Below are 25,084 nucleotides of genomic sequence, written 5' to 3' on the forward strand. Positions count from 1 at the left end.
ATTTATCCGGGATGCGTCATTTTGTCCGGGCGGACCAGGCGGTCGAATTCCACCTCGGTGACCAGGCCGAGCCGGACCGCTTCCTGTTTCAGGGTGGTGCCGCGCTGATGGGCGGCCTTGGCGAGTTTGGCGGCGTTGTCATAGCCGATCGTCGGCGCCAGCGCCGTCACCAGCATCAAGGAGCGCTGCATCAGATCGTCGATGCGCGTTTCGTCGGCGCGGATGCCCTCGACGCAATGCGTGGTGAAGGAGCGCGCGACATCGGCGAGCAGCCCGATCGACTGCATCATCGCGTGGGCCATCACCGGCTTGTAGACATTGAGCTCGAAATGGCCCTGGCTGCCGGCCACCGTGATGGCGGTCTGGTTGCCGAACACCTGGCAGCAGACCATCGTCATCGCCTCGCACTGGGTCGGATTGACCTTGCCGGGCATGATCGAGGAACCGGGCTCGTTCTCCGGCAGGATCAATTCGCCCAGGCCGGAGCGCGGCCCGGAGCCGAGCAGCCTGATATCATTGGCGATCTTGAACAGGCCGGTGGCGACCGCATTGATCGCGCCATGGACGAAGACATAGGCGTCGTTGCTGGCGAGCGCCTCGAATTTGTTCGGCGCGGTGGTGAATGGCAGGCCGGTGATTGCCGCCGCGCGCTTGGCGAACAGCTTGGCGAATTTCGGTTTGGTGTTGAGGCCGGTGCCGACCGCGGTGCCGCCCTGGGCCAGCGGATAGAGGTCCTTCAGGGCGGTTTTCAGCCGGGCGATGCCGCTGTCGAGCTGGGCGGCGTAGCCGGAAAACTCCTGGCCCAGCGTCAGCGGGGTGGCATCCTGGGTATGGGTGCGGCCGATCTTGACGATGCCGGCGAAGGCCTTTTCCTTGGCGCGCAGCGCGCCGAGCAAAGTGGTCAGCGCCGGAATCAGATCGGCGGTGATGCCCTGCGCGGCGGCGATGTGCATCGCGGTCGGAAAGGAATCGTTCGACGACTGACTCATATTGACGTGGTCGTTGGGGTGCACCGGCTTCTTGGCGCCGCGTTCGCCACCGAGCAGCTCATTGGCGCGGTTGGCAATCACCTCGTTGAGGTTCATGTTGGTCTGGGTGCCGGAGCCGGTCTGCCACACCACCAGCGGAAAATGCTCGTCGAGCCCGCCGGCGATCACTTCGCGGGCGGCGCGGACGATGGCGCGGCTGCGGCGCTGATCGAGCAGGCCGAGGTCGTGATTGGTTTCGGCGGCGGCGAGTTTGACGATGCCGAGCGCGTGCACGATGCCGATCGGCATGCGGTCGTGGCCGATCTGGAAGTTCCGCCGCGACCGTTCGGTCTGGGCGCCCCAATAACGGTCGGCGGCGACGTCGATGGCGCCGAAACTATCGGTTTCGCTGCGGGTCGCGGCCGGCGCGGGCGGTCGGGGGGAGCGGGCCATGAATGCGGTGTTCCGTGGTGCTGTCCGTCGGGCTGCGGCGCAGATGGCGTGGTCAGGTCGGCCACGCGGTCGACGGCGGATGGGGCGGCTGGCGCCGATTATTTCTTGCGAAAGCGATCGAGCCGCACCACTTCGGCGCCCTCGCTCGGCTTTGCCGGCTGTTCGTCGGCCTCGGCCGGCTCCGGCGTGGCGGCTTCGCTGGCGGCCGGCACATTGGCGGCCGGGGCCTCGGCTTCCAGTGCTGCGTCGGAGGCTTCGAATTGCAGGCCGAACTGGACCGAGGGATCGAAGAAGCTCTTGATCGAGCTGAACGGCACCACCAGCCGCTCGGGAATGCCGCCGAACGACAGGCCGACCTCGAAGCGGTCCTCGGTGACGACCAGATCCCAGAACTGATGCTGAAGAATCACGGTCATTTCTTCGGGATATTGCGCCAGCAGCCGCGGCGACAGCTTCACGCCGGGGGCGGTGGATACAAAGGTAATGAAGAAGTGGTGCTCGCCGGGCAGCCCGTTCGCGGCCGCATCGATCAGGACCTGGCGCAAGACCCCGCGCAGCGCGTCGCGCGCGAGAACGTCGTATCGGATGTGATCGGTCGCCATGATGTTCGTTCCGTGCTCGCAAGGATGTGCTGATGGTCACCGACGTCAGTGGCCCGACTCGTGCCTGCGGTATGCTACCCCGGCAACCGGCCGAGGTCAGCAGGGATCGGCGCCCGCAGCCGCAATTGATTTGCCCAGTGCCGTATTTTCGGGCAGCGGGACCCTGTTCATATGGGGTGCGGGGCGGGGGGCCGTAAGGTCGGCAAGCCGCCCTCATATGCGAAAATACCGATTGGCCGGCCGTGGCCTGCGCTCTAATTCTTGCGGATGGTGCCAGATTCTCCTTCAACGGCCGTGCCTGTGACGGCGGCTGCGACGGCCGAGCCGCAATTGCTGGAATTGTTCGTGGCTTTTGCCAGGATGTCGCTGGCCGGGTTCGGCGGCGTGCTGGTTTGGGCGCGGCGGGCGATCGTCGAGCAACATCGCTGGATGACCGCGGAGGAGTTCAACGAGACCTTCGCGCTCTGTCATTTCCTGCCCGGCCCCAACATCGTCAACCTGTCGGTGGTGTTTGGATCGCGGTTTCGCGGCATCCCCGGTGCCATCGCGGCGTTCGCCGGCCTGCTCGGGCCGCCGCTGCTGATCGTCACGACGATCGCGGCGCTGTATGCCCGCTACGGTGAGCTCGCGGTGTTGCGGCGGGCGCTGGCCGGGGTGTCCTGCGTCGCCATCGGCCTGCTGTTCTCCGTGGTTTTCAAGATGCTGACGCCACTGCTGAAAAAGCGCGATCCGGTGGCGCTGGCGCTGTTCGCCGGGGTGTTCGTCGCGGTCGGGCTGCTGCGCCAGCCGATGCCGGTGGTGCTGATGGTGGCGATCCCGCTCAGCATCGCGGTCAGTTTCGTGGCGCGGGGCAGGCGCGCATGACCGGGGGCGGCAATCCGCTCGGAACGCTGGCCTGGAATTTCGGGCTGATGTCGCTGTTCGCCATTGGGGGCGCCGCCGCGGCGATTCCGGAAATTCACCGCGTTGCGGTGGAGCTGCAGCACTGGATGACCGATCTGCAATTCGCCGATGCGTTCGCCATCGCGCAATTGTCGCCGGGCCCCAATGTGCTGATCGTGACCCTGATCGGCTATCACGTCGCCGGCATCGCCGGCGCGCTGGTGGCGACGCTGGCCATGTGCGGCCCGACCGCGGCGCTGGCCTATGGCGTCAGCCGGCTGCTGACCAGATCCAGCCATTCGCGCTGGCCGGCGATCATTCAGGCGGCGCTGGTGCCGCTGTCGATCGGATTGATGAGCGCCAGCGGACTGATCCTGGCGTTGACCGCGGATCGGACGCTGACCGCGGCGATCATCACTGCGCTGGCCGCGCTGCTGGCCGCGACGACGCGGCTCAATCCGCTGTGGCTGTTGCTGGCGGGCGGGTGTTTGGGTATCGCCGGTTTCATCTGACCATGACGTTTCGGTGCGCGCAGCATTGGCGCCCAGCGTTTAGAAGGTGTCGATGTTGATGCATCTTGACATCAAGGCCGGGACGCTTCGTTATGCTCCGACCTTGAGTATTATACTTAAAGCACCGCCGTTGTTTTCGACATTGCGTTAATGTGGCCGCTTCGACGCTTCCTTGCGTTTCGAGGAATATTCCGCGCCGACATCGTCCCGATTCCCGATCGCAGCTTCCTACCGACTTCCAAGGCCGTGAGCAGCTGCATGATATCGCGGTGTGGTGGCGCACAATGACTTGATGGAGACCCGTTGTGTGGATGGTCGTTCGTATCATGGCAGTCTGCGCCGCCGCTGTTGCCGGCGTGATGGGGACGGTCGTTGCGGCACCGGCGCAGGACTATCCGTCGCGCAGCATCACGATGATCGTGCCGTTCGCCGAGCACGGTCCGACCGATGTGATCTCTCGGATCGTTACCGAACATATGGCGAAAACGCTGGGCCAGAGCATCGTGACCGAGAATGTCGTCGGGGCGGGCGGCACCATCGCCGCCACCCGCGTGGCGCGGGCGCCCAATGACGGCTACACGCTGATCACCGGGCACATGGGAACCCATGCGGCGGCGGTGTCGCTGTATCCCAATCTGCCCTATCGCCCCGACACCGATTTCGAGCCGGTCGCGCTGCTGGCCGGCACGCCGATCCTGATCGTGGCGCGCAAGGACTTTCCGGCCAAGGATCTCAAGGAGTTCATCGCTTACGTCCGGGCCAATACCGGGACGTTGAACACCGCGCATGCCGGCGTCGGTTCGGTTTCACATGTGTCCGGCCAATTGTTCAATCAGATCGTCAATATCAGGCCGACCGGCGTGCCCTTCAATGGCACCGCGCCGGCGCTGAAAGCGCTGGCTGCCGGTCAGATCGACTATCTGTGCGATCAGATCGTCAATGTCGTGCCGGCGATCAAGGCCGGCGCCATCAAGGCCTATGCGGTGGCGACGCCGGAGCGCAATCCGGCGCTGCCCGAGGTTCCGACCACCGCCGAGGCCGGATTGCCGGCATTCCAGGCCCAGGCCTGGAACGCGATCTTTGCGCCCAAGGGAACTCCGGCACCGATCATCGCCAGGCTCAATGCGGCGGCCAGCAAGGCGTTGGACGACCCCGAGGTGCGGCGGCGGCTGCTCGCGCTGGGCAGCGTGATTCCGTCGCCGGCCGAGCGCACGCCGCAGGCATTGGCCCAGCTGGTGAAAGTGGAGATCGACAGATGGAAGCCGGTGCTGATGGCGGTCGCGCCCTGAGCGGTGCCGACAAGACGCGGGAGAGCGGCGATCGGCTGCCGGCCGAGCTCTTGTCGGTTCTGGCCATGACGGGCATGTTGGGGCTATAGGTCCGATCCGCCGCCGAGTCCCAGCAGTCGGGGCCCAGTGCAATTGCGAGTCCGCCCCAGCCATGAATCAATATCACGACCTGCTTGCACGCATCCTCAGCGACGGCGCGGAAAAACACGACCGCACCGGCACCGGCACGCTGTCGGTGTTCGGGCATCAGATGCGGTTCGATCTGGCGGCCGGATTTCCGATGCTGACCACCAAGCGCCTGCCGCTGAAGGCGATCGTGCACGAGCTGCTGTGGTTTCTCAAAGGCGACACCAATATCAAATATCTCAAGGACCATGGCGTCTCGATCTGGGACGAATGGGCCGACGCCAATGGCGACCTCGGTCCGGTCTATGGCTCGCAATGGCGTTCCTGGCCGGCTGCCGACGGCTCCGGCATCGACCAGATCGCCAATGTGGTCGAGATGATCAAGCGCAACCCGGATTCGCGCCGGCTGATCGTGACGGCGTGGAATCCGGCCGAAATCGACCAGATGGCGCTGCCGCCGTGCCACTGCCTGTTCCAATTCTACGTGGCCCGCGGCAGGCTGTCGTGCCAGCTGTATCAGCGCTCTGCCGACGTGTTTCTCGGGGTGCCGTTCAACATCGCGTCCTACGCGCTGCTGACCATGATGGTGGCGCAGGTCACGGGCCTGGCGCCGGGCGATTTCGTCCACAGCCTCGGCGACGCGCATCTGTATTCCAACCATCTGGAGCAGGCGCGGCTGCAATTGACCCGGCCGACCCGCGCGCTGCCGGTGATGACGATCAACCCGGAGGTGACCGATATCTTCGGCTTCAAATACGAGGATTTTTCGCTGCAAGGCTACGACCCGCATCCGCATATCAAGGCCGCGGTCGCGGTGTGAGAGATGGCGGAGATCCAGAAAGATCGTCTGGTCGCGCTTGCAGATGCCAAGTTGCAGGATGCCAAGCGCTTGCTGCAACTAGGCAGTGGCGGGAATGCCTACTATCTCGCCGGTTATGCCGTTGAATTGATGCTCAAAGCGATCTTGTCGGGTCAATTCAAAGCCGATACGTTGCCCGACAAGTCCATGCTGGGCAGGGCTTTTACTCACAACTTCGGCGATCTGGTGAAGCTGTGCCATCTGGAGGAAGATCTTCAAGGCCGTCAAAAGACCGACGCAGAATTCGCTGGCCGCTGGCAAATTGCGTTGAGCTGGAAAGAGGCCAGTCGCTATGGCGAGTTCGGTCAAGATGAAGCTGCCGATCTCATAGAAGCCATCGAGAAAGGAATTCTGCCATGGTTGCGCAGCAAGCTTTAGTCGGTGAGTTCGAGACGGCGCGGCGGTTGCTGGATTTCCTCGAACAGGATGGCTTTTCGGTCGAGACCGCGATCTGGGTCGTCGATGATGAGGGGCGAGGCCGGCTTTATATCGTTCCCAGCGAGCGCGCCGACCGAGCGCTGCGACAGACCATTCGCGTAGCGCAGACAATCGTCGATCACAGCGATGAACTGCCTGGCCGGCACGATTTGTTGTATTCGGTCGTCAAGCCGGACAATCCGATTGTTCAAGCGGTCAGGTCGGTCTCGTCGCCGGATGGCCGTGTTCGTGGGGCGTATAGCAACGGCACCTATGTTGACGAGGCCTACGTCCTGCGTCCCGCCGCATGATCCCCATCACCCTGATTGTCGCGGTTGCCGAGAACGGCGTGATCGGCTCGGCCGGCACGATGCCGTGGCGGCTGAAATCCGACCTGCAGCGGTTCAAGCGGCTGACGCTGAACAAGCCGGTGCTGATGGGGCGCAAGACGTTTCAGTCGATCGGCAGGCCGCTGCCGGGGCGGACCAATATCGTGGTGACGCGCGACCCGGATTTCGCCGCGGCGGGCGTCGCGGTCGCGCATTCATTCGCCGCCGCCGAGGCGATTGCATTGGGCGACGCGCTGCGGCGATTTGCCACCGATATCGCGGTGATCGGCGGCGCCGAGATCTATGCGCATTGGATCGACAGCGCCGAGTGTATCGAATTGACCGAAGTGCATGCGCGGCCGGACGGCGACACCTGGTTTCCCGCGCTCGATCCCCAGCTCTGGGACGAAGTGGCGCGCAGCCGGCATGCCGCGGCGGCCGAGGACAGCGCCGATTTCTCCTATGTGACCTATCGCCGCCGAAGGCTGGGTTGATCGGCCATTTGGCGCTATTTGCATTGACAAAGGCGGGTTCCGGCTTAGGTGGGGCGGGCGACCACCTGCGTTGTGCCAGCCGGGACTGTCCCCTATAACGCCGTGCAGATGTTACAAGCCGGCCCGGTTCTGGGCCGTGCGAAGGAGACTTTGAATGCCGTGGAAGAATCAAGGCGGAGGCCCGTGGGGGTCTGGTCCGAAGGGGCCGTGGGGCTCGGGTCCGCAATCAACGGGGCCAAAACCACCCGATCTTGAGGATCTGCTGCGTCGCGGTCAGGACCGCCTGCAACAGCTGCTGCCGGGCGGCAATTTCAGCAGCATCGGCATCGCCGTGGCGCTGGTCGGCGCGCTGGCGATCTGGGGCCTGTCCGGTTTCTTCCGGGTGCAGTCCGAAGAGCTCGGCGTGGTGCTGCGGTTCGGCAAGCATGTGCGCACGGTGCAGCCGGGCCTGAACTATCATCTGCCCTATCCGATCGAGACCGTGCTGCTGCCGAAGGCGCTGCGCGTCTCGACCATCAGCATCGGCATGACCATCGTCAACGATCCGGCGCGGCGCGGCACGACGACGCGCGACGTTCCGGAAGAAAGCCTGATGCTGACCGGCGACGAGAATATCGTCGACGTCGACTTCACGGTGTTGTGGCGCATCAAGCCGGATGGCGTCGGCAACTATCTGTTCAACATCCAGAACCCCGAAGGCACCGTGAAGGCGGTGGCTGAAAGCGCGATGCGCGAAGTGATCGGCCGCTCCGACATTCAGCCGATCCTGACCGGCGCCCGCACCACGATCGAGGCCGGCGTGCAGGATCTGATGCAGAAGATCCTCGACGGCTACGGCGCCGGCATTCTGGTGCAGCAGGTGCAGATGCAGAAGGTCGATCCGCCGTCGCAGGTGATCGATTCGTTCCGCGACGTGCAGGCGGCCCGCGCCGATCTGGAGCGGCTGCAGAACGAAGCCCAGACCTACGCCAACCGCGTCATTCCCGACGCGAAGGGCCGGGCGGCGCAGATCGTGCAGGTTGCCGAAGGCTACAAGGGGCAGGCGGTCGCCGAGGCCAAGGGCCAGAGCGCGCGCTTCCTCGACGTCTATGACGAATACAAGAAGGCGCCCAACGTGACCCGGGAGCGGATCTATCTCGAGACCATGGAGCGCGTTCTCGGCGGCGCCCAGAAGCTGGTCTATGACGGCGGTGGCGCAGGCTCCCAGAGCGTCGTGCCCTATCTGCCGTTGAACGAACTGACGCCGCAGAGTGCGGCGCCGGCCAAACCGGCGCAGCCGCAGCCGAAGAGCGGAGGTACCCGATGAGGACCGGAATCACAGGGATCGTCGCGCTGATCGTCTTGTTCGTCGCGATCGTCGTCGGCTGGGCTTCGGTGTTCACCGTGTCTCAAACCGAACAGGTGCTGCTGGTGCGGCTCGGCGAGCCGGTTGGCGTCGTCACCGAACCGGGGCTGCATTTCAAGGCGCCGTTCATCGACACCGTGATCAGCATCGACAAGCGGATTCTCGATCTCGAAAATCCGTCGCAGGAAGTGATCGCGTCCGATCAGAAGCGGCTCGTGGTCGATGCCTTCGCGCGCTATCGCATCAAGAACGCGCTGAAGTTCTATCAGAGCATCGGCTCGATCCCGGCCGCCAACATCCAGCTGACGACGCTGCTCAATGCGTCGCTGCGCCGGGTGCTCGGCGAGGTCACCTTCATCGATGTGGTGCGTGATCAGCGCGAAGCCTTGATGAACAAGATCCGCGATCAGCTCGACAAGGAAGCCGGCGGCTACGGCATCCAGGTGGTCGACGTCCGGATCCGGCGCGCCGATCTGCCTGAGCAGAACAGTCAGGCGGTGTATCAGCGGATGCAGACCGAGCGGCAACGCGAAGCCGCCGAGTTCCGCGCCCAGGGCGGACAGAAGGCCCAGGAAATCCGCTCCAAGGCCGACCGTCAGGCTACCGTGATCGTCGCGGAAGCCAATTCGCAGGCCGAGCAGATCAGGGGTACGGGCGACGCCGAGCGCAACCGGCTGTTCGCCGAAGCCTATGGCAAGGACCCGGACTTCTTTGCGTTCTATCGGTCGATGACGGCCTATGAGAACGGACTGAAGAACAACGACACCCGTTTCCTGCTGCGGCCGGATTCGAACTTCTTCAGGTTCTTCGGCAATCCGTCGGGCAGCCAGCCGGGCCAGCCGGCGGCCGCAACGGCCGCTCCGGCCACCCCAGCCGCTTCGTCGGCCGCAAAGGGCGCTTCGGCCACCCCTGTTGCTCCGGCGGTTCCGGCCGAGGCCAGCGCGGCCCCAAGGCCCTGATCGCAAGCGTGTTGCGGTGCGGTGCGGAACGCTGATTTTGCGTTCCGCACCGCTCTGCTTTAGAACCCCCACGAGACATCGCTTCGGCCAGCGAGAGCGGTCGACAGGACCGGTCAAATACAGCCGTTCGATCACGTCGCGGCGGGTCGCTCGCCGTGGAGAGGAATCAATTGCATGAGGTCCTTTGCGTTCGCCGACCTCCTCATCGGCATTGGTATTCTGTTCGTTCTCGAAGGGCTGATGTTCGCGGCACTGCCGTCGTGGATGCGGCGGGCGATGAAAAGCGCGCTGGCCACCCCTGACAATATTCTCCGGCTCTCCGGCATCGGCTCCGCCGTCGCCGGCCTGATCCTGATCTGGGTTGTGCGGCACTGACCGCCGCCGCGCCCTGCGCGGGGCGGCCGAGGTCGTCGGCGCCGAAGCGGGCGGAAGCTCGAACGCCGCCAGCTTCAAACGCCATCGTGAGCGACCGCGTCGGCTTTTTGCCGTAATGATCCGGCGGATGGTGAGGCAGGCGTGAGGACCGGTTCCGCGATGCCGTCCGCCCCTCCCGTCGGCGTCGGAACACTATGAAATCAGTATGGTTTGCTGCTGAATCGGCTTAAAGGATGAGCTCGGCTATTGCCGGTCGTGCCTGCGCCGCGAGGACCACCCGATGCTTGCGCCGATCCCCGGATCGGGCGCAGAGTTTGCTGTCGATCGTTCGCCAAGCGTTTCGTCCCGTTCCCAGGAGAGATTTCCGCCATGTCCGCTGCGACCCCCGCCTTCCGCCGTCACCTGCGTCCGCTGCTGGCGGCGCTCTGCCTTGGCGCCGCCGTGGCGACGATCGCGGCGCCGGCGCGCGCGCGCGGCCCCGAGGGCATCGCCGATGTCGCCGAGAAGGTGATCGACGCGGTGGTCAACATCTCGACCAGTCAGACCATCGAAGCCAAGGTCGCTCCGAGCGAGCGGGGCGCAACGCCGCAGCTGCCGCCCGGTTCGCCCTTCGAAGAGTTTTTCGACGATTTCTTCAAGAACCGCCGCGGCGGCGACAAGTCCGGTCCGCGCAAGACCAGCTCGCTCGGCTCCGGCTTCATCGTCGATACCTCGGGCATCGTGGTGACCAACAATCACGTCATCGCCGATGCCGACGAGATCAACGTCATCATGAACGACGGCACCAAAATCAAGGCGGAGCTGGTCGGCGTCGACAAGAAGACCGATCTGGCCGTGCTGAAGTTCAAGCCGCCGGCCGGCAAGCCGCTGGTGGCGGTGAAGTTCGGCGATTCCGACAAGCTGCGGCTCGGCGAATGGGTGGTGGCGATCGGCAATCCGTTCTCGCTCGGCGGCACCGTCACCGCCGGCATCGTCTCGGCGCGCAACCGCGACATCAACAACGGCCCCTATGACAGCTACATCCAGACCGACGCCGCGATCAATCGCGGCAATTCCGGCGGTCCGTTGTTCAATCTCGACGGCGAGGTGATCGGCGTCAACACCTTGATCATCTCGCCCTCCGGCGGCTCGATCGGGATCGGCTTTGCGGTGCCGTCGAAGACCGTGATCGGCGTGGTCGATTCGCTGCGCAAATATGGCGAGCTGCGCCGCGGCTGGCTCGGGGTGCGGATCCAGCAGGTCACCGACGAAATCGCCGAAAGCCTGAACATCAAGCCGGCGCGCGGCGCGCTGATCGCCGGCGTCGAGGACAAGGGACCGGCCAAGCCGGCCGGGATCGAGCCCGGCGACGTCGTGGTCAAGTTCGACGGCAAGGACATCAAGGAGCCGAAGGATCTGTCGCGCGTGGTCGCCGATACCGCCGTCGGCAAGACGGTCGAGCTGGTGATCATCCGCAAGGGCAAGGAAGAAACCAAGACGGTGACGCTCGGCCGCCTCGATGACGGCGACAAGGCGCAACCGGCCTCGGTCAAGACCCAGCCGGAAGTCGAAAAGCCGGCGACCCAGAAGGCGCTCGGCCTCGATCTTGCCGGGCTTAGCAAGAGCCTGCGCAGCCAGTACAAGATCAAGGACAGCGTCAAGGGCGTGCTGGTGACCGGTGTCGAGGACGGCTCGGATGCCGCCGAGAAGCGGCTCAGCGCCGGCGACGTCATCGTCGAAGTGGCGCAGGAAGCCGTCAGCAACGCCGCCGACATCAAGAAGCGCGTCGAGCTGATCAAGAAGTCCGGCAAGAAGTCGGTGCTGCTGCTGGTCTCCAACGGCAATGGCGAGCTGCGCTTCGTGGCGCTCAGCGTGCAATAGGCGACATGGCCAAGGCGGAGCCGCCCGAACTCGCCGTCGATTTTGTCGGCGGCGCGGTCGGCTACCGGCTGCGCTCCCATGCGGCGCGCAGCCACGCGCTGCTCAAGGCGACCGGCGTCTCCGGCGCCCAGCCGTTGCATGTGATCGACGCCACCGCGGGCCTCGGCCGCGATTCCTTCCTGATGGCGTCGATGGGCGCCACGGTGACGATGATCGAGCGTGCGCCCGGCGTGCATGCGCTGCTCGCCGCAGGCCTGGCGCGCGCGCGCGGCGACAGCGCCGAACTGGCCGCCATCGTCTCCCGCATGACGTTGCTTCACGGTGACGCCAAGGCGCTGCTGCCGGGCCTCACAGCCGACGTGGTGCTGGTCGATCCGATGCACCCCGAGCGCAAGAAGACCGCGCTGGTCAAGCAGGAGATGCGGCTGCTGCGGCAATTGGTCGGCGCCGATCCCGACGTCGCCGATTTGATGCAGGCGGCGCTGGCGTGCCGCTGCAAGCGCGTGGTGCTGAAATGGCCGCTGCGCGCCGAGCCGATGCCGGGTTTGCGCAAGCCGTCCTACCACTTCGCCGGCAAGACGGTGCGCTACGACGTGTTCGTGCTGGCGTCCGCGACGGCCGAACCCGACGACGTCGCGGACGCCTCGCTCAATCCTTGAGGTTCTTTTCCAGATAGATCTGGGTCGGCACGAAGCCGACCCGCGCCAGCACCGCCTTCATCGGCTCGTTGGTCGCGCGGGTGCGGAACACGACGTGATCGAGCTTCTTCTCGCGGCACCAGTCGAACACCGCGTCGGCCAGCCGGTTGGCCAGTCCGCTGCCGCGCTGCGACGGATCGATATAGATGCTGTGATAATCGCCGTAAGCCTGCTTGGTGATGAAGTTGCGGCGGATGCTGACATTGGACCAGCCGACCACCGTGCCGTCGTCCAGTTCGGCGACGAAGGTGGCGGCGTTGTCGTCGTCGATCAGCTTCTCCAGCTTCTTCGCGTAGAAGCCGAGATCGGTGATCGGATCGTCCGGAAACGACACCTTGGCGATCTCGCTTTCGAAAAACGCGATCCGCTCGAAATCGTCGCGTCGCAGCGGCCGCAGCCGGGCCTGTGGTTTCTCACTCATCGATCGACTCCAAGAATTTGAGACACCGGCTTCACCACCTTCGGTGCGCGCCGGCAATTGCGCATTATGCGTAACGACTCATGGCTTTTGCGACTGGCGCCGGAACACGGTGCCGCCGCAGCTGGCGCAGCCCTTTGCCTTCAGCGCCTCGACGGTGTCGGGCGCGCCGTCGCGGCCCAGCACGATCTCGGCGCCGCATTGCGCGCATTGATAGGCGCGCAGCCGCGGATTGACCTGCGCCGTATAGAGCGGCCCGTCCCATGTGGGCAATTCGGCGCCGGACGGGTTGACGGCGATCAGTTCGATCAGCTGGCCGACATTGCCGAGCACGGTGGCGCCGGCATAATGATTGAAGCCGGGCCGCATCGTCTGCACCGCGAGGCCGAGGTCGCAGAACACCTGCTGCAATTGCAGCATCTGCGGCGCCGGCCATTGGGCGAAGGAGAACAGGCATTGGCCGCCGGCGGCCAGCGCCTCGCAACCGCGGGTGAGAAACAGCCGCGCGCCGTCCAGCGTATAGGGCGGGTCGGTCTCGAACACGTCGAAGCCGCGCTTGAGCGCCTCGGGCAGCGGCTGCCGCAGATCGTGCAGCACGGTCTGCAGCGCGATTCCCCCCTGCTCGGCGCTGTGGCGCAGAAACGCCAGCCGCCGCTCGTCGGCGTCGACCACGGTGACGCCGCGGGTGAGGTCGCGGCCGCCTTGCGCCTGGCCGAGCAGGCCGATTGCGAGCGACACCGAATCATCGTCGCCGAGCAGCAGCACCCGGCGGCCTTCCAGCGCGCCATTTTGCAGCATCAGCAGGGCGCGGCGCATCGCGGTGTCGGGCGTGCAGGGCGCCTGATCCAGCGTGACGTCGACCGACGGCGCCTGCGCGACGATCGCCGCCAGCCGCTCCACCAGCGGACGGAATTTGTCCGGGATCACGATGCCATGGCCGGCGCAGGTCGGGCAGGCGAGGTCGATCTTGCTGCCGAGGCCGAGGTCGCGCTCGACGAAGTCGCGGCCCTCCGGGCTCAGCGACAGGCCCTGCTTGCGCTCCAGCAGCCCGGCCTTTTCGAGTTCGCGGCGGATCGCGCTGGCCACCGGCATCGGCAAACGCGCCTCGCGGGCGGCATCCTGCAGCCGCAGTGAGCCGGCGCGATAGACGGCGCGCAGGATCGCTGCTACGCCCTCCGGGCCTTCGCGCAACCGCGTCGCCGTGGCGACCGCCTGCAGGATCGAGGGCTCAGTCATCAACGTGCGTTCTCCACGCGGCTAGGGGCGGCACCAGTTGGCCGGCGGCACCATCCGTGCCAAAGAGCTTCGAATTCGAAAACCACCATTGCGGGATCAGTGCCGATGTTGATGACCCATGCCCTCGCGGAAATGTACGATTGCCTGCCGGTCATCGAGGATGAAGCGGCCTTAGTAGCGGCGGCGCGCGCGGCGGTCCAGTCGGTGGGGGCGACAATCATCGGCGAATATGAAGTTCGCTATGTTCCGCACGGCCTGACCGTGGCGCTGTTTCTCGCCGAGTCCCATATCGTGCTCACCACCTGGCCTGAACACAAGCTGCTGCTGCTCGACGTGCTGTTGTGCAACCCGCAGATGGATTTCCACCGCGTCGTCGCCGAGGTCAAGCAACGGGTCTGCCCCGATGGGGCGATCGCGGTGCACGAAGTCGGCCGCAAGATCGCCGCGCAGCTCTGAGCCTTCGAATCTGACAGCAGGTTTCGACCCAACGACCGCGCCCGCGGCGCGGCGACGGATTGCGTGTGCCTGCCTCACATTGCACTTTTCAATTGCATGTAACTCCTGTATACACGTATAAGTTGCGCATCGGCATTGCACAGCGCGACTCAACTGAACAGGAGAGAGCAATGGTTGGCAGTTCGGAAGGCGATGTTCCGGTCGCACGATCCAAGGAGCACTTGGAGGGTCTGCAGCAATTTCATTCCGCGCTCGAGAAGTTTCACACGGCGGAAGCGGAGCTAGCCAAAGTCCGGGCCGGTCTGGCCGGCAAGGGACTCGATCTCGACGTCCGCGACGAGTTGCACTGGTAGGGCCAGGCTTCGGGGTCGCGAATCCGGAGTTCGTCTTCCGGCAAGGTTGGCGAATTCCGGGTTTCGACGCTCAAACCGGCTGTCTGCCGCGCAAGGGCTGGGCGTGACGGGTTTTGTCATGACCGGCCGCGGCTGGCGTGATCTCCAACATTTGTGAAACGACGCGGTGAGCGAAGGCGGTAAGCGCGATGCCCGTCATGCAAAACATCAGCGGATCTGCTGGCTTGCGATCGACACTCAAGATCGCCGTCTATCTCGGCACCATCCTGGTTCTCCTGATGCTTGTCGCGCGCTTTCCGCAATGGCCGGTCGGCGTCGCCGCGGCGCTGCTGCTCGGCCTGGCCTATGCGCATGGGCTGGAATTGCAGCACGAGGCGCTGCACGCGATCCTGCTGCCGACGCCGCGCGGCAATCGTCTGGTCGGCGCGCTGCTCGGCCTGCCGATGCTGACCACCTACACCGACACCAGGCTGCGGCATCTGCATCATCACCGCTTCGTCGGCACCACGCGCGACATCTATGATCGCAGCTGTCGCGACTTCGCCAGCAGCGGCGCCGTGATCGCCCATGTGCTGAGCGCCGGCCGGCTGCGCGATTTCATCACCACGCTCGGCGCCCTGGCGGCCAACCGCGCCGACCCGATCCTGAAAGGGCGCGCCTACGCATTGGCGCGCAACGAATTTGTCATAACGGCAATCGTGATGGCCGCGCTGCTGGCGTTCGCCGCCGCGATCGATCTCCGGCTCGTGCTGTGGGGCTGGCTGGTGCCGGCGCTTCTGGTCGCGCCCGTGATCCACTTCCTGATGACCTCGCCGGAACATGTCGGGCGCGAACGCGCCTCGCGCGATCCGGCGCGGAATTCCCGAACCTATCCGGCATCGCCGCTGTGGAACTACCTGATCAATTACGACAATTACCACATCGAACATCATCTGCGTCCGACCCTGCCGTTTTGGCAATTGCCGGCCTTGCATGCCGCGCGCTGCCGCGCCGGCGCGCCATCCTGTCCGAACTATGTCCAGGCGATGCGCGAGGTGTTTCGCGGCATCGGTGCTTGTCTGCAATCGCGTGGCTGAGGCGGCCTGACCGTTCTCGGCATTGACCAGCGGAGGCCGCCATGTGTGCGATCGCAGGAATCCTGACGCTGTCCGGCTCCCCGGAGGTCCGCCCGATGCTCGACGCGCTGCGTCACCGCGGGCCCGACCAGATCGGGGTGACGCGGCTTGGCCCCTGCGAGATCGGCGCGGCGCGGCTGGCCATCGTCGATCCCCACAATGGCGCGCAGCCGATGCGCGACCAGCGCGCCAACACCGCCGTCGTGTTCAACGGCGAAATCTACAATGCCGACGAGCTGCGCGACGCGCTGATCGCGCTCGGCCATGTGTTTACCAGCCGCTGCGATACCGAGATGGTGCTGCGCGGCTGGATCGAATGGGGGCTCGATCTGCCGCAGCGCCTGCGCGGCATGTTCGCGATCGCGGTGCTCGAGCCCGATCGGCTCATTTTGCTGCGCGATCCGCTCGGCATCAAACCGCTGCGGTTTACCAGCCGCGGCGGCGAATTCCGCTTTGCCTCGGAGGCGAAAGCCTTGCTGGGTCATCTCGGCGCGACGCCGTCGCTCGACGACACCGCCTTTGCGGATTTCGTCGCACTCGGCTATCCGACCGGCGGCCGCACCTTCTTCGCCGGCATCTCGACGCTGCCGCCGGGGCACTATCTGACGGTGGACTGGGCGAAGGGGCTGCATGTCGGCGAGCCGCGGCCCTATCAGCTGCGCACGCCGCCGCCGCTTCCATCATGTCGCGAGCAGGCCGAGCAGCAATTCACCGAGGCGCTGCTGGCGGCGACCCGCAGCCATCTGCGCGCCGATGTCGAAGTCGCCGCGGTGCTGTCGGGCGGCATCGATTCGGCGATGCTGGCCTTCATGGCGGCCGAACACAGCGCCAAGCCGCTGCGCACCTTCACGGTCGCCGACGCGCCCGATCATCCCGACGCCGTCGCCGCGCAACGCGTCGCCTCGGCGATCGGCGCCGATCACACGCTGTTGACCTTCGACTTCGACGATTATCTCGCGGCGATCCCCGCCACCATCGCGGCGGTCGAAGCGCCCGATCTGCATGCCGGGCCGTTCTTCCATCTGATGTGCCGGCAGATCGGCCGCAGCGCCAAGGCCTGCATCAATGGCGAAGGCGCCGACGAAACCCTTGGCGGCTATTACGATCCCGACGAGACCGTGGCGACGCTGAATGCCGGATTCCGCCGCGCCGAAGCCGCGGGCCTGCAGCCCAGCGGCCGCGCCTTCGCGATCCGCGATGCGCTGATCACCGCCGCCGCGCAAGGCGCGCGGGGGCTGCGTGCGACGCTGGATATTTCCTTGCAAGACTTGCTCGAGCGCGCCCAGCTCGATCCGGTCGACGCGATCGCGATGGCCTCTGGCGTCGAGATGCGGGTGCCCTATCTCGATCCCGAGGTTCAGGCCGTGGTGCGCGGCCTGCCGCCCGATGACATCGTCGATGGCACGCTCGGCATCACCAAGCGGGTGCTGCGTCGCGCGGCGCTGCGCCGCTACGGCACGGCGATCTTCGACAGCGCGATGCGCCCGAAGATGATGATGCCGCATGCGCCGCGCGGCCATGCCAGCCGGTTCGCGCGGCTGTGCGAGCGCGCGGTGCCGCTCGCGGTCGTGCGACGCTCGGCATTCGGCCGCTGCTTTGCCAGCAGCAGCGATTTCGTGCTGTTCGAATTGTTTCGGCGAATCCATCTGTCGGGCGCGAGCCAAGCATTCACGATGACCGATTTGCTCGCCGATCTCGCAAGGGATTCACGCGGCGTGCCCCGCGCGATGGCGCCGGCAGAGGCGGTGGCGCCATGAGTGCGATCCTGTTCGATCTCGACGGCGTGCTGATCGACAGCTGGGAAGCGGTCGAGTCCGCGTTCCTGGCGGCGTCGACCGAGCTCAGCGTCGACGGCGCGGCGCGGCTCGGCGATTTCCGCGCGCGGATGGGCATGCCGCTCGAAGCCATCGTCGATCAGTTCGGCTTTCCGCAGGCATTCCCGGCCTGCTTTCGCCACCATGCCCGCGCCCATGATCACAAGACCCGGGCATTTCCCGGCGTGGCGGCGATGCTGCACGCCATCCGGCAATCGGCCAGGATCGGCGTCGTCACCGGCAAGGACCGGCCGCGCACGCTGATGCTGCTCGAGTCCACCGGACTGGCCCGATATGTCGACGCCGTGGTCAGCGCCAGCGACGCGCCCGGCAAGCCGCGGCCCGAGGGACTTTGGCTGTGCGAGCAGCGGCTCGGCGCCGCGGCGCTGGCCTTCATCGGCGACACCGCGATCGACCTGCTGGCCGCCCACAATGCCGGGCGGACCGCGGTGCTGGCGAGCTGGGGCGGCGGACCGCCGGTGTCCGCGCGGCCCGGTGTGATCGAGATAGCTGCACCCGGCGACGTCGTAGCGTTGCTGCGCGCGCTGGACGGCGAGCCGCAGCGTCAGGCGGCGCCATGATGACCGCGTCGGCGCCTCGATTGGGCCTCGGGATCTGCGGCTGCGGCTGGGTGGTGCGTAGCTGCTATCGGCCGGCGCTGGCGCAATGCGAGGCGCTGTTTGCGGTCGTCGCGGTGTATGATCCACAGCCCGAGGCGTTGCGCTTTGCGGCGCAAGCCTGGCCCGCGGCAAAACTCTGCGCCAGCCGCGACGCACTGCTGGCGCAGCGCCTGGATGCGGTGCTGGTGGCGTCGCCGAATGCGCGGCACCTCGATGATGCGGTGGCGGCGCTCGACGCCGGGATCTCCTGCCTGGTGGAAAAGCCGGTGGTACGCGGTGTTCACGACGCCGCGCGGCTGCGCGCCGCGACGCGGCCGTCGGCCCGGCTGGTCAGCGGCGTCGCCTGCCGGTTCCGCGATGACACACAGCTGTGGCTCGACCATGTCGGGCAGATCGGCGCGCTGCGCGAACTCGATCTGCTGTGGAGCCGCGAGCACGGCGTGCCGGCGGCGAATTGGCATCTCAAACGCGATCACGGCTGGACCGGGGTGTTCGCCGATCTCGGCTATCACCTGCTCGATATCGCCGGCGCCGCTTTGCATTGGCGGCTGGCTCCGCTCGAATTGCTCGAGGCCAGTCGCACGTCGCGGCGCAGCGGCGGCGGCGCCGGCTGGTACAAGCGGCAAGGCGAGGCCGAACTCGTTCAATATGACACCGACGACCATTTTGACGCGACGCTGCGGCTGGGCGATTGCCGGATCCGGTTGCGGGTCAGCTGGATCGACGATCAGCCCGGCGATCTGGTGCGGCTGGCGGCGCGCGGGCCGTCCGGCGAGGCGGTGCTCAGCGGGCTGTTCGGATTCTCCGACAACCGGCGCGACCCCGATCAGCAGGTGATGCTGCGACGCGACGGTGAGCCGTTCCGGCGCGCCGACTTTGCGCCGGGGCCCGGATTGCAGCTGACGGCATTCGAACATCTGCTGGGGCATTTTCATCGCAGCGTGATGGGGCAGATCGCCGACCAGAGCGATGAGCTGCTGTTCGTCGCCACGCTGGCCGGCGCGATGCAGGCGGGGGCGTCATGACCGAAGCGATTTTCGCGGTCGATCTCGGCGCCACCTGGCTGCGCAGCGCGCTGGTCGATCCGGCGCGGCGGCTGGCGATGAAAGCGGTGGCGGCCACGCCGGATCGCGCGGCTGATGCGTGCGCGATCATCGACGCCGCCTGGCGCCGCGCCGGATGCCCGCGCGCCGTGGCGCTGGCGAGCGCGCCGGAATTGACCGCCGATGCAATGGTGCGACGCTGGCCGAACCGGCGCGCTTATGAGGGCGGAAGCCTGCTCAGCACCACGATCCGCGACGCCGCTGTCGTGGCGATGGTAGATGACGCCGCTGCGGCGGCGATCGCCGCGCATCCGTTCGAGCGGCGCGATGCGGGGCCGACGATCTGTATCAGCATCGGCAGCGGCATCGGCGGCGGCGCGGTGATCGATGGCGTGCCGCTGACCGGCGCCAATGGCGCGGCGATGGATCTCGGCCACATGCCGGTGCCGTCCGCCACGGGGCTGCGCTGTTCATGCGGCCGCGTCGGCTGCCTGCAGGCGGCCGCATCGGGCTTCGCCCTGCGAGACCTGGTGGCCGCGTCGCCCGACGCGCTGCTTCAGAGTCCGGATGTGGCGTCCGCGCTGCAACGCGCGAGCGCGGCGCTGGGCGAGGCGATCGTCATCGTGAACGCGGTGTTCGATCCGGCCCGCATTGCGATCGCGGGCGGCCTGGGGCTGTCGCCGCTGTTCGACCAGATCGAAGCCGAATTGATCGCGCGGCACATCACGGTCTCGATCGCACGCCACCGCTGCGGCGACGATGCCGGGCTGGTCGGCGCGGCGATCGGCTTTGGGCTGAACAGGACGGCGCCCGGACGGGTCGGGCACGACAATCAGGAGCGGGTGGTCTCTCATGCAGACTGATTTTTCCAATCGAATTCCATCATGGCCGCGCTTCGACGATGCGGACGCCGATGATCTCAACGCCGTGCTGCAATCGCGCCATTGGTGGCGCGGCAATGGCGGCGTCGGCGACGCCTTCGAGGCGGCGTTCGCCGCCGCGATCGGTGTCGATCACGTCCGCGTCGTGGCCAACGGCACGCTGGCGCTGGAATTGGCGCTCGAGACGCTCGGCGTCGTTCCCGGCGACGAGGTGATCGTGCCGGCATGCACGTTCATTTCGACCGCCTCCGCGGTGCTGCGGCTCGGCGCCTGGCCGATCCCGGTCGATGTCGAGCGCGACACCCTGAATATCGACATCGCCGCCGTCGCCGCGGCGATCACGCCGCGCACGAGCTGCATCATTCCGGTGCATATGGCGGGCCATGCCGTCGATATGCCGGCACTGCTGGCGCTGGCGCGGCCGCGCGGCATTGCGGTGCTGGAAGACGCCGCGCATGGCCATGGCGGGCGCGCCTTCGGCCAGGCGCTCGGCGCGCTCGGCGATGCGGCGATCTTCAGCTTCCAGTCCGGCAAGCTGATGACCTGCGGCGAGGGCGGCGCGGTGGCGACCAGCCGCCCCGACATCGCCGCGCAGACCTTCGCGCGGCATTCCTGCGGGCGGCCGCAGGGCGATACCGAGTATCGGCACCTGATGCCGGCGACCAATATGCGGCTGAGCGAATTCCAATCGGCCTTGCTCAATGGCCAGCTGCGTCGGTTGCCGGCGCAAGCCGCGCAGCGCGAACGGATGGGGCCGTTGTTCGAGGCCCATCTGCGCGATGTCGGCCTCGCGCCGCTGCGACGCCGGGACTATGTCGAGCGCCATGGCCGTTACATGACGATGGCGTGGTTCGATCCGGACGAATTCGGCGGCCGCGATGCCGGCGCGCTGGCGGCGGCGTTGCGGGCGATCGGAATTCCCGCTTATCGCTGTTTTCCGGAAGTGCATCGCACCGGCATGTTCGCCGCGCCGGCCTTGCATCGGCGATCGATCGCACCGATTCCCGATTACGAACGCATCGCGACGCCGGTAGCCGCCGCCGCGGCGCGCGCCGTGCTGTGGTTTCCCCATCCGCTGCTGCTCGGCGACGAGGCATTGCTGGCCGATATCGCGGGCGCGATCGGCGCATTGCGCAGCGCCAGGCGAACCGCCGTCACGGCGCAACAATTCGGGCGCGAAACCGCATGAGCGGGCCGCATCAGCTCGTCGCGGCGATCGCGGCTGGGCGGTTGCTGCTGCCGTCCGGCGATGAGACATCGATTGCCAAAATGTGGGACGACACCGCCGCCGATTCCGGGCCGTGGCGGCCGGGCGACCGCGTGGTGATCGACCAGGCGGGCGGGGCGGCACTGCTCGGCGCGACGCTGGCGCTGTGGCGATCCGGCGCCGTGCCGGTGCTCGGCGCGGGTGCCGAGGTCGGCGACTGGCCGGCCGATGTCGCGGTGTGGCGCTGGTCCGACCGCGCGCAGCTACGTCGCGCGTCGTCGGTCGATCCTTCGCCACCGGCGCTGATCCATGCCTCGTCGGGTTCGACCGGCCCGCCGAAACTGGCGCGGCGGTCGTTCGAAAGCCTGCGCGTCGAGGCGCGGCGCTACGTCGCCTGCTACGGATTCGCCGCCGGCCAGCGCGGCTGCGTGGCGGCGCCGATCGACCATTCCTTCGCGTTCGGCGCGATGCTGGGTCTGCTCGCGGCGGGCGCGTCGGTGGGGCTGCTGCCGAGCCTGCATCCACGCGCATTGGCGCGCGCGCTGCGCGACGACGACACCGACATCGTCATCCTGACGCCCGCGATGGCGCGGCTGGCGATCGAGGCGGCGGGTCGCGACGCGGCTCCCGCCACGCCGACATCGCGTCTGGTGATCGCCGGCGCCGGCGCGGTGCCGGACGCGCTCGACGCTGATTTTCGTAGCGCCTTCGGCTGCGGGTTGGCGCGCAATTACGGCTGTTCGGAAACCGGCGCGACCTTCGGCTCGCGCATGTCGTTGCCGGAATTTTGTCTCGGCTTTGCCTTCGACGGCGTGACCATCGTCTCGCCGCAGTCCGGCACCGGCGAATTGGTGCTCGATCTCGGCCACGCCATCGCGGGGATCGAGGGGCAGCCGCGCGCGCGTGAGCTCCGCAACGGAATCTGGCGCAGCGGCGATTTCGCCTTCCGTACCACCGACGGCAGCGTCGCGCTGCGCGGGCGGATCGACGACCGAGTCAAGATCAACGGCCATCTGATTGATTGCGGCCAACTCGCGGCACGGGCCCGCACCATCGCCGGTGTCGTCGATGCGGTGGCGCTCGCGCAGCCGCGTCCGGGGCGCGCGGAAATCCAGGATCTGATTCTGTTTTGCGAGGCGGCCGACGGCTCCGGACCGCAAATCGCCGCCGCCGTCGCGCCGATCGCCGGCGCGGTTCCTGTCGTGGTGCTGACGCTGCCGGAATTGCCGCGCACGCCGGCGGGCAAGCCGGATCACGACGGCCTTCGGCGGTTGGCGCGTGCGCGGCTGGGTCGCAGGCCCATCGCTGCTCGGCGGTTGCAGGGGCAATCGCCATGACCGACGAGGCGGCTTGCATCGCGGATCGGGCCGGCAACGCGGCGCTGCTGCCGCATTTCGCACCGCATCCGCAAGGTTTGCAAACCGCCGGCGGTCGCGTCGTCGCGCTCGACGACAATGAACGTGAGTTGATCGGTCGTTGCGCTGAAGCGGAGTGCCACGTCGATGCGGTTTCGGACGCCGAGCGGGCGTCGCTGCAACGGCTGGTCGAGGCAGGTTATCTACTGCTGCTGCCGCCACCCGCCGCGGTGCCGACCGCCCCGGTCGATGTGGTGCTGTCGCCGCATATCGACGACGCCGCCTTGTCGCTCGGCGGCGCGATCGCGTTGCGCGGCGGCGTGGCGCGCACACTGGTGCTCAACATCTTCTCGTCGCAATCCTATCAGACCGGCCTGCGGGTGCCGGCCGAGCGGCTCGACGCCATCGCGCTGGCCGAGGACCGGCTGGCCGGGCGCTTGCTGGGCTATCATGGCCATTGCCTCGGCCTGCGCGGCGCCCAGGATCGCCATCGGCTCGGCGTCGCGTCGGTGATGGGCTGGAGCGCCGCCGCCGTGCTGGCGCAATCACAGCTACGCGACGACATCGAACTGGTGACGGGGCAGGCCGCGGCGGCGATCGGCGCCGCGCTGGGTCGTGCGCCGATTGCCGATCTGTTCGCGCCGGCGGCGATCGGCGGGCACCTCGATCATGTCATCGTCGCGCTGGCAGCGCCGCACATCGCCGCGCGGCTCGGCGTGCCGGCCGAGCGCATCGTGCTCTATGAGGACCTGCCTTACGCCGCGGCGGATCTCGGCGGCGGCGTCGCGCTGCATGGCCGCGTCGCTCGCCTCGCCGATATCACCGCCACCGCGGCGATCAAGCGCTCCGCTTTGACGGTGTTCAAAACCCGGCTGCGGGCGCCGCAGATCGCGCTGTGCATGGCACATGCCGGCCGCGCGGCGAAGGCCGGCGCTGCCGAGCGGCGCTTCGTCACGCCGGGGGTTTTCGACATGGAGCAGCCATGAAGTATTTCCTCTATCACGACCTGATCATCGCCGGAAATTGGTGCAATCTGAAATGCAGCTATTGCACCTCGGTCGCCGATGCCGATGATTTCGGCATTGAGACCTCGGCATCGCGGCGCGGCAAGGGCGCCAGTATCGCGGTCGCCGATGTGCTGGCGATGCTGGATGGCCTCGCTACTCATGTCGACGCGCCGGTGATCAAGGTCAGCGGCGGCGAATTATTCCTGCTCGCCAATGCGACCGAGCTGATCGACGAGCTGGCGCGGCGCTACGCCCATGTCCAGGTGCTCACCAATGGCACCGAGCTCGACGCCGCCACCGTGCGCCGCATCGCCGCGCTGGGCAATGTCAGCTTCAATCTGTCGCTCGACGGCCACGCGCCGCAGATGAACGCGATGCGCTGGCGCTCGGCGCGGATCGGCGAGCGGGTGATGGCGGCATTCGCCGCGATGGTGGCGCAGGGCACGGTGCTGGAAATCACCAGCGTGATCAGCGACGCGAATGCGGCCGCGTTTCCGGCCTTTCTCGAATTTCTGCGGAAGCAGCCGTGCCGCATCATCGTGGTGCCGATCCCGGTGCGCGGTGTCCATGCGGCATCGCTGTTCGCGCCGGCGTCGCGCGCGGGCTTTGCCGCCGCGCTGCCCGGCATCGCGCGCGATTATCGCGAGGTGCTGGGGCCGCCGGCCTATTATCACGCGCTGGCCGATTTCCTCGCCGTCGACCAGGGCCGGCGCCGCGCCCGCTGCCATTTGGCGAAGGCCGCGGTGCAAATCTTCGACACCGGCGCGGTGACGCCGTGCCCGGTCGGCTGGACGCTGGAGATCGGCAATCTCAAGCGCGACGGCGTGGTCGCGGTGGCCGGGCAGATCGGCACCCACAAGATGTATGAGCTGTTGACCCGCGATCGCCCGCGCGTGCCGGTGTGCCGGACCTGCTTCAGCCAGGCCGATATTCTCAACCTCTATCTCGACGGCGCGATCGGGCTCGACGACATCGCCATGATGCCGCTGTATCACTCCGCAGCCGCGCGGCGCAGGCTGGTGGCGCTGCGTGGCGCCATCAGCCGGCCGGCGGCGTCGATGGTGTCGCAGCTCGGCAGCAGCGAGATCAGCAGCAGATCGGCCAGAGCAGGCGGATCGTCGAACTGATCGCCGGGCGCGATTCCGGCCTGCACGGCGCAGCGCCGCGCCAGCGCCTCGGCGCCGGACCAGTCCTGCGCAGCGCAGCAGCGCAACGCGTCGGACAGCATCGCGACATGGCCGAGCCAGGCCTCGGCCGCAGCCGCGAGCCGGCGCAGCCGATCGGTGCTGTCCCGAGCGCAAAGCTCGGAGGCCTCCGCCACGGGAGCATTATGGCGCAGCACGGCCGCGGCCGCGGTGCAGGCCACCAGCGCGCGCAGCGTCCTGGTCTTCATCAGATGCTCGGCCAGGAA

At 67.0% G+C, this 25,084-nt stretch carries 27 protein-coding genes; 23 read left to right on the forward strand and 4 right to left on the reverse strand.

Annotated features, from left to right (window positions below; all coding sequences use genetic code 11):
• Nucleotides 1-2 precede the first annotated feature (2 nt).
• The gene (gene fumC, locus RBJ75_RS02140) at nucleotides 3-1,421 is read right to left on the reverse strand and encodes a class II fumarate hydratase (RefSeq protein ID WP_044406147.1); all 1,419 of its coding nucleotides are present in this window, start codon (nucleotides 1,419-1,421) and stop codon (nucleotides 3-5) included.
• 98 nt (nucleotides 1,422-1,519) lie between these two features.
• Nucleotides 1,520-2,023 (reverse strand): SspB family protein, encoded by a 504-nt coding sequence (locus RBJ75_RS02145; RefSeq protein ID WP_044406149.1) that lies wholly within the window; start codon nucleotides 2,021-2,023, stop codon nucleotides 1,520-1,522.
• A gap of 267 nt (nucleotides 2,024-2,290) precedes the next feature.
• Here RBJ75_RS02145 and RBJ75_RS02150 point away from each other — a divergent pair, with 267 nt between their 5' ends.
• The 12 genes from RBJ75_RS02150 (at nucleotide 2,291) to RBJ75_RS02205 (ending at nucleotide 12,129) form a co-directional block, all read left to right on the forward strand.
• Nucleotides 2,291-2,887: a chromate transporter gene (locus tag RBJ75_RS02150; RefSeq protein ID WP_044406152.1), complete on the forward strand. Its 597-nt coding sequence runs from the start codon at nucleotides 2,291-2,293 to the stop codon at nucleotides 2,885-2,887.
• The gene (locus RBJ75_RS02155; protein ID WP_276156205.1) at nucleotides 2,884-3,417 is read left to right on the forward strand and encodes a chromate transporter; all 534 of its coding nucleotides are present in this window, start codon (nucleotides 2,884-2,886) and stop codon (nucleotides 3,415-3,417) included. The genes RBJ75_RS02150 and RBJ75_RS02155 overlap by 4 nt, the downstream gene beginning before the upstream one ends.
• Before the next feature lie 311 nt (nucleotides 3,418-3,728).
• On the forward strand, nucleotides 3,729-4,706 hold the full coding sequence (locus tag RBJ75_RS02160) for a tripartite tricarboxylate transporter substrate-binding protein (protein WP_276156204.1): 978 nt from the start codon (nucleotides 3,729-3,731) through the stop codon (nucleotides 4,704-4,706).
• Between the two features lie 151 nt (nucleotides 4,707-4,857).
• A complete protein-coding gene (locus RBJ75_RS02165; RefSeq protein WP_044411319.1) occupies nucleotides 4,858-5,652 on the forward strand; it encodes a thymidylate synthase in 795 nt (264 codons plus the stop codon).
• Nucleotides 5,653-5,655: 3 nt separating this feature from the next.
• Entirely contained in the window at nucleotides 5,656-6,069 is a 414-nt protein-coding gene (locus RBJ75_RS02170) for a hypothetical protein (protein WP_044411318.1), read from the forward strand.
• The gene (locus tag RBJ75_RS02175) at nucleotides 6,048-6,419 is read left to right on the forward strand and encodes a hypothetical protein (protein ID WP_152647718.1); all 372 of its coding nucleotides are present in this window, start codon (nucleotides 6,048-6,050) and stop codon (nucleotides 6,417-6,419) included. Before RBJ75_RS02170 ends, RBJ75_RS02175 begins: the two co-directional genes overlap by 22 nt.
• Nucleotides 6,416-6,931 carry a dihydrofolate reductase gene (locus RBJ75_RS02180; RefSeq protein ID WP_044411314.1) on the forward strand — a complete coding sequence of 172 codons (516 nt, stop codon included), beginning with the start codon at nucleotides 6,416-6,418 and terminating at the stop codon, nucleotides 6,929-6,931. Before RBJ75_RS02175 ends, RBJ75_RS02180 begins: the two co-directional genes overlap by 4 nt.
• A 154-nt stretch (nucleotides 6,932-7,085) precedes the next feature.
• A complete protein-coding gene (hflK, locus tag RBJ75_RS02185) occupies nucleotides 7,086-8,237 on the forward strand; it encodes an FtsH protease activity modulator HflK (protein WP_044411312.1) in 1,152 nt (383 codons plus the stop codon).
• The gene (gene hflC, locus RBJ75_RS02190) at nucleotides 8,234-9,235 is read left to right on the forward strand and encodes a protease modulator HflC (RefSeq protein ID WP_044411311.1); all 1,002 of its coding nucleotides are present in this window, start codon (nucleotides 8,234-8,236) and stop codon (nucleotides 9,233-9,235) included. Before hflK ends, hflC begins: the two co-directional genes overlap by 4 nt.
• Before the next feature lie 174 nt (nucleotides 9,236-9,409).
• Nucleotides 9,410-9,610 carry a DUF2065 domain-containing protein gene (locus RBJ75_RS02195; protein WP_044411309.1) on the forward strand — a complete coding sequence of 67 codons (201 nt, stop codon included), beginning with the start codon at nucleotides 9,410-9,412 and terminating at the stop codon, nucleotides 9,608-9,610.
• A 369-nt stretch (nucleotides 9,611-9,979) separates the two neighbouring features.
• Complete coding sequence (locus RBJ75_RS02200) at nucleotides 9,980-11,470, forward strand: Do family serine endopeptidase (RefSeq protein ID WP_044411306.1); 1,491 nt, start codon at nucleotides 9,980-9,982, stop codon at nucleotides 11,468-11,470.
• A gap of 5 nt (nucleotides 11,471-11,475) precedes the next feature.
• Nucleotides 11,476-12,129 carry a class I SAM-dependent methyltransferase gene (locus RBJ75_RS02205; RefSeq protein WP_044411303.1) on the forward strand — a complete coding sequence of 218 codons (654 nt, stop codon included), beginning with the start codon at nucleotides 11,476-11,478 and terminating at the stop codon, nucleotides 12,127-12,129.
• Here RBJ75_RS02205 and RBJ75_RS02210 read toward each other — a convergent pair.
• Together RBJ75_RS02210 and RBJ75_RS02215 are read right to left on the reverse strand one after the other, a co-directional pair.
• Nucleotides 12,119-12,589 carry a GNAT family N-acetyltransferase gene (locus tag RBJ75_RS02210; RefSeq protein WP_276156202.1) on the reverse strand — a complete coding sequence of 157 codons (471 nt, stop codon included), beginning with the start codon at nucleotides 12,587-12,589 and terminating at the stop codon, nucleotides 12,119-12,121. The genes RBJ75_RS02205 and RBJ75_RS02210 overlap by 11 nt on opposite strands.
• Before the next feature lie 78 nt (nucleotides 12,590-12,667).
• Nucleotides 12,668-13,822 (reverse strand): bis-aminopropyl spermidine synthase family protein, encoded by a 1,155-nt coding sequence (locus RBJ75_RS02215; protein WP_044415794.1) that lies wholly within the window; start codon nucleotides 13,820-13,822, stop codon nucleotides 12,668-12,670.
• 105 nt (nucleotides 13,823-13,927) lie between these two features.
• Here RBJ75_RS02215 and RBJ75_RS02220 point away from each other — a divergent pair, with 105 nt between their 5' ends.
• The 11 genes from RBJ75_RS02220 (at nucleotide 13,928) to RBJ75_RS02270 (ending at nucleotide 24,800) form a co-directional block, all read left to right on the forward strand.
• Nucleotides 13,928-14,278, forward strand: a complete 351-nt coding sequence (locus RBJ75_RS02220; RefSeq protein WP_044415796.1) for an S-adenosylmethionine decarboxylase — start codon at nucleotides 13,928-13,930, stop codon at nucleotides 14,276-14,278.
• A 170-nt stretch (nucleotides 14,279-14,448) separates the two neighbouring features.
• The gene (locus RBJ75_RS02225; protein WP_044415798.1) at nucleotides 14,449-14,631 is read left to right on the forward strand and encodes a hypothetical protein; all 183 of its coding nucleotides are present in this window, start codon (nucleotides 14,449-14,451) and stop codon (nucleotides 14,629-14,631) included.
• A gap of 224 nt (nucleotides 14,632-14,855) precedes the next feature.
• Nucleotides 14,856-15,707 (forward strand): fatty acid desaturase family protein, encoded by an 852-nt coding sequence (locus RBJ75_RS02230; RefSeq protein WP_160297963.1) that lies wholly within the window; start codon nucleotides 14,856-14,858, stop codon nucleotides 15,705-15,707.
• Between the two features lie 41 nt (nucleotides 15,708-15,748).
• Nucleotides 15,749-17,503, forward strand: coding sequence for an asparagine synthase (glutamine-hydrolyzing) (gene asnB, locus RBJ75_RS02235; protein WP_044415802.1), 1,755 nt, complete (start codon nucleotides 15,749-15,751; stop codon nucleotides 17,501-17,503).
• On the forward strand, nucleotides 17,500-18,141 hold the full coding sequence (locus RBJ75_RS02240) for an HAD family hydrolase (RefSeq protein WP_044415804.1): 642 nt from the start codon (nucleotides 17,500-17,502) through the stop codon (nucleotides 18,139-18,141). The genes asnB and RBJ75_RS02240 overlap by 4 nt, the downstream gene beginning before the upstream one ends.
• Nucleotides 18,138-19,205 (forward strand): Gfo/Idh/MocA family protein, encoded by a 1,068-nt coding sequence (locus RBJ75_RS02245; protein ID WP_080901174.1) that lies wholly within the window; start codon nucleotides 18,138-18,140, stop codon nucleotides 19,203-19,205. The genes RBJ75_RS02240 and RBJ75_RS02245 overlap by 4 nt, the downstream gene beginning before the upstream one ends.
• Nucleotides 19,202-20,086, forward strand: a complete 885-nt coding sequence (locus tag RBJ75_RS02250) for an ROK family protein (protein WP_044415807.1) — start codon at nucleotides 19,202-19,204, stop codon at nucleotides 20,084-20,086. The genes RBJ75_RS02245 and RBJ75_RS02250 overlap by 4 nt, the downstream gene beginning before the upstream one ends.
• Nucleotides 20,076-21,293, forward strand: coding sequence for a DegT/DnrJ/EryC1/StrS family aminotransferase (locus tag RBJ75_RS02255; protein ID WP_044415809.1), 1,218 nt, complete (start codon nucleotides 20,076-20,078; stop codon nucleotides 21,291-21,293). Before RBJ75_RS02250 ends, RBJ75_RS02255 begins: the two co-directional genes overlap by 11 nt.
• Nucleotides 21,290-22,648 (forward strand): AMP-binding protein, encoded by a 1,359-nt coding sequence (locus tag RBJ75_RS02260; protein WP_044415811.1) that lies wholly within the window; start codon nucleotides 21,290-21,292, stop codon nucleotides 22,646-22,648. The genes RBJ75_RS02255 and RBJ75_RS02260 overlap by 4 nt, the downstream gene beginning before the upstream one ends.
• A complete protein-coding gene (locus tag RBJ75_RS02265; RefSeq protein WP_044415813.1) occupies nucleotides 22,645-23,652 on the forward strand; it encodes a PIG-L family deacetylase in 1,008 nt (335 codons plus the stop codon). The genes RBJ75_RS02260 and RBJ75_RS02265 overlap by 4 nt, the downstream gene beginning before the upstream one ends.
• On the forward strand, nucleotides 23,649-24,800 hold the full coding sequence (locus RBJ75_RS02270; RefSeq protein WP_044415815.1) for a radical SAM protein: 1,152 nt from the start codon (nucleotides 23,649-23,651) through the stop codon (nucleotides 24,798-24,800). Before RBJ75_RS02265 ends, RBJ75_RS02270 begins: the two co-directional genes overlap by 4 nt.
• Nucleotides 24,801-25,084: the final 284 nt, after the last annotated feature.

It is taken from the genome of Rhodopseudomonas sp. BAL398, from assembly GCF_033001325.1.
GTDB lineage: Bacteria > Pseudomonadota > Alphaproteobacteria > Rhizobiales > Xanthobacteraceae > JARJEH01.

What these genes read in the sequence shown, in the direction of transcription:
- RBJ75_RS02220 (WP_044415796.1), top strand. Translation starts at nt 13,928, where the DNA reads ATGTTGATGACCCATGCCCTCGCGGAAATGTACGATTGCCTGCCGGTC.
- fumC (WP_044406147.1), bottom strand. Translation starts at nt 1,421, where the DNA reads ATGGCCCGCTCCCCCCGACCGCCCGCGCCGGCCGCGACCCGCAGCGAA.
- RBJ75_RS02165 (WP_044411319.1), top strand. Translation starts at nt 4,858, where the DNA reads ATGAATCAATATCACGACCTGCTTGCACGCATCCTCAGCGACGGCGCG.
- hflC (WP_044411311.1), top strand. Translation starts at nt 8,234, where the DNA reads ATGAGGACCGGAATCACAGGGATCGTCGCGCTGATCGTCTTGTTCGTC.
- RBJ75_RS02255 (WP_044415809.1), top strand. Translation starts at nt 20,076, where the DNA reads ATGCAGACTGATTTTTCCAATCGAATTCCATCATGGCCGCGCTTCGAC.
- RBJ75_RS02170 (WP_044411318.1), top strand. Translation starts at nt 5,656, where the DNA reads ATGGCGGAGATCCAGAAAGATCGTCTGGTCGCGCTTGCAGATGCCAAG.
- RBJ75_RS02210 (WP_276156202.1), bottom strand. Translation starts at nt 12,589, where the DNA reads ATGAGTGAGAAACCACAGGCCCGGCTGCGGCCGCTGCGACGCGACGAT.
- RBJ75_RS02195 (WP_044411309.1), top strand. Translation starts at nt 9,410, where the DNA reads ATGAGGTCCTTTGCGTTCGCCGACCTCCTCATCGGCATTGGTATTCTG.
- RBJ75_RS02245 (WP_080901174.1), top strand. Translation starts at nt 18,138, where the DNA reads ATGATGACCGCGTCGGCGCCTCGATTGGGCCTCGGGATCTGCGGCTGC.
- RBJ75_RS02180 (WP_044411314.1), top strand. Translation starts at nt 6,416, where the DNA reads ATGATCCCCATCACCCTGATTGTCGCGGTTGCCGAGAACGGCGTGATC.
- RBJ75_RS02215 (WP_044415794.1), bottom strand. Translation starts at nt 13,822, where the DNA reads ATGACTGAGCCCTCGATCCTGCAGGCGGTCGCCACGGCGACGCGGTTG.
- RBJ75_RS02175 (WP_152647718.1), top strand. Translation starts at nt 6,048, where the DNA reads ATGGTTGCGCAGCAAGCTTTAGTCGGTGAGTTCGAGACGGCGCGGCGG.
- RBJ75_RS02200 (WP_044411306.1), top strand. Translation starts at nt 9,980, where the DNA reads ATGTCCGCTGCGACCCCCGCCTTCCGCCGTCACCTGCGTCCGCTGCTG.
- RBJ75_RS02145 (WP_044406149.1), bottom strand. Translation starts at nt 2,023, where the DNA reads ATGGCGACCGATCACATCCGATACGACGTTCTCGCGCGCGACGCGCTG.
- RBJ75_RS02260 (WP_044415811.1), top strand. Translation starts at nt 21,290, where the DNA reads ATGAGCGGGCCGCATCAGCTCGTCGCGGCGATCGCGGCTGGGCGGTTG.
- RBJ75_RS02250 (WP_044415807.1), top strand. Translation starts at nt 19,202, where the DNA reads ATGACCGAAGCGATTTTCGCGGTCGATCTCGGCGCCACCTGGCTGCGC.
- RBJ75_RS02240 (WP_044415804.1), top strand. Translation starts at nt 17,500, where the DNA reads ATGAGTGCGATCCTGTTCGATCTCGACGGCGTGCTGATCGACAGCTGG.
- hflK (WP_044411312.1), top strand. Translation starts at nt 7,086, where the DNA reads ATGCCGTGGAAGAATCAAGGCGGAGGCCCGTGGGGGTCTGGTCCGAAG.
- RBJ75_RS02150 (WP_044406152.1), top strand. Translation starts at nt 2,291, where the DNA reads ATGGTGCCAGATTCTCCTTCAACGGCCGTGCCTGTGACGGCGGCTGCG.
- RBJ75_RS02160 (WP_276156204.1), top strand. Translation starts at nt 3,729, where the DNA reads ATGGTCGTTCGTATCATGGCAGTCTGCGCCGCCGCTGTTGCCGGCGTG.
- RBJ75_RS02225 (WP_044415798.1), top strand. Translation starts at nt 14,449, where the DNA reads ATGGTTGGCAGTTCGGAAGGCGATGTTCCGGTCGCACGATCCAAGGAG.
- RBJ75_RS02265 (WP_044415813.1), top strand. Translation starts at nt 22,645, where the DNA reads ATGACCGACGAGGCGGCTTGCATCGCGGATCGGGCCGGCAACGCGGCG.
- RBJ75_RS02270 (WP_044415815.1), top strand. Translation starts at nt 23,649, where the DNA reads ATGAAGTATTTCCTCTATCACGACCTGATCATCGCCGGAAATTGGTGC.
- RBJ75_RS02155 (WP_276156205.1), top strand. Translation starts at nt 2,884, where the DNA reads ATGACCGGGGGCGGCAATCCGCTCGGAACGCTGGCCTGGAATTTCGGG.
- RBJ75_RS02205 (WP_044411303.1), top strand. Translation starts at nt 11,476, where the DNA reads ATGGCCAAGGCGGAGCCGCCCGAACTCGCCGTCGATTTTGTCGGCGGC.
- asnB (WP_044415802.1), top strand. Translation starts at nt 15,749, where the DNA reads ATGTGTGCGATCGCAGGAATCCTGACGCTGTCCGGCTCCCCGGAGGTC.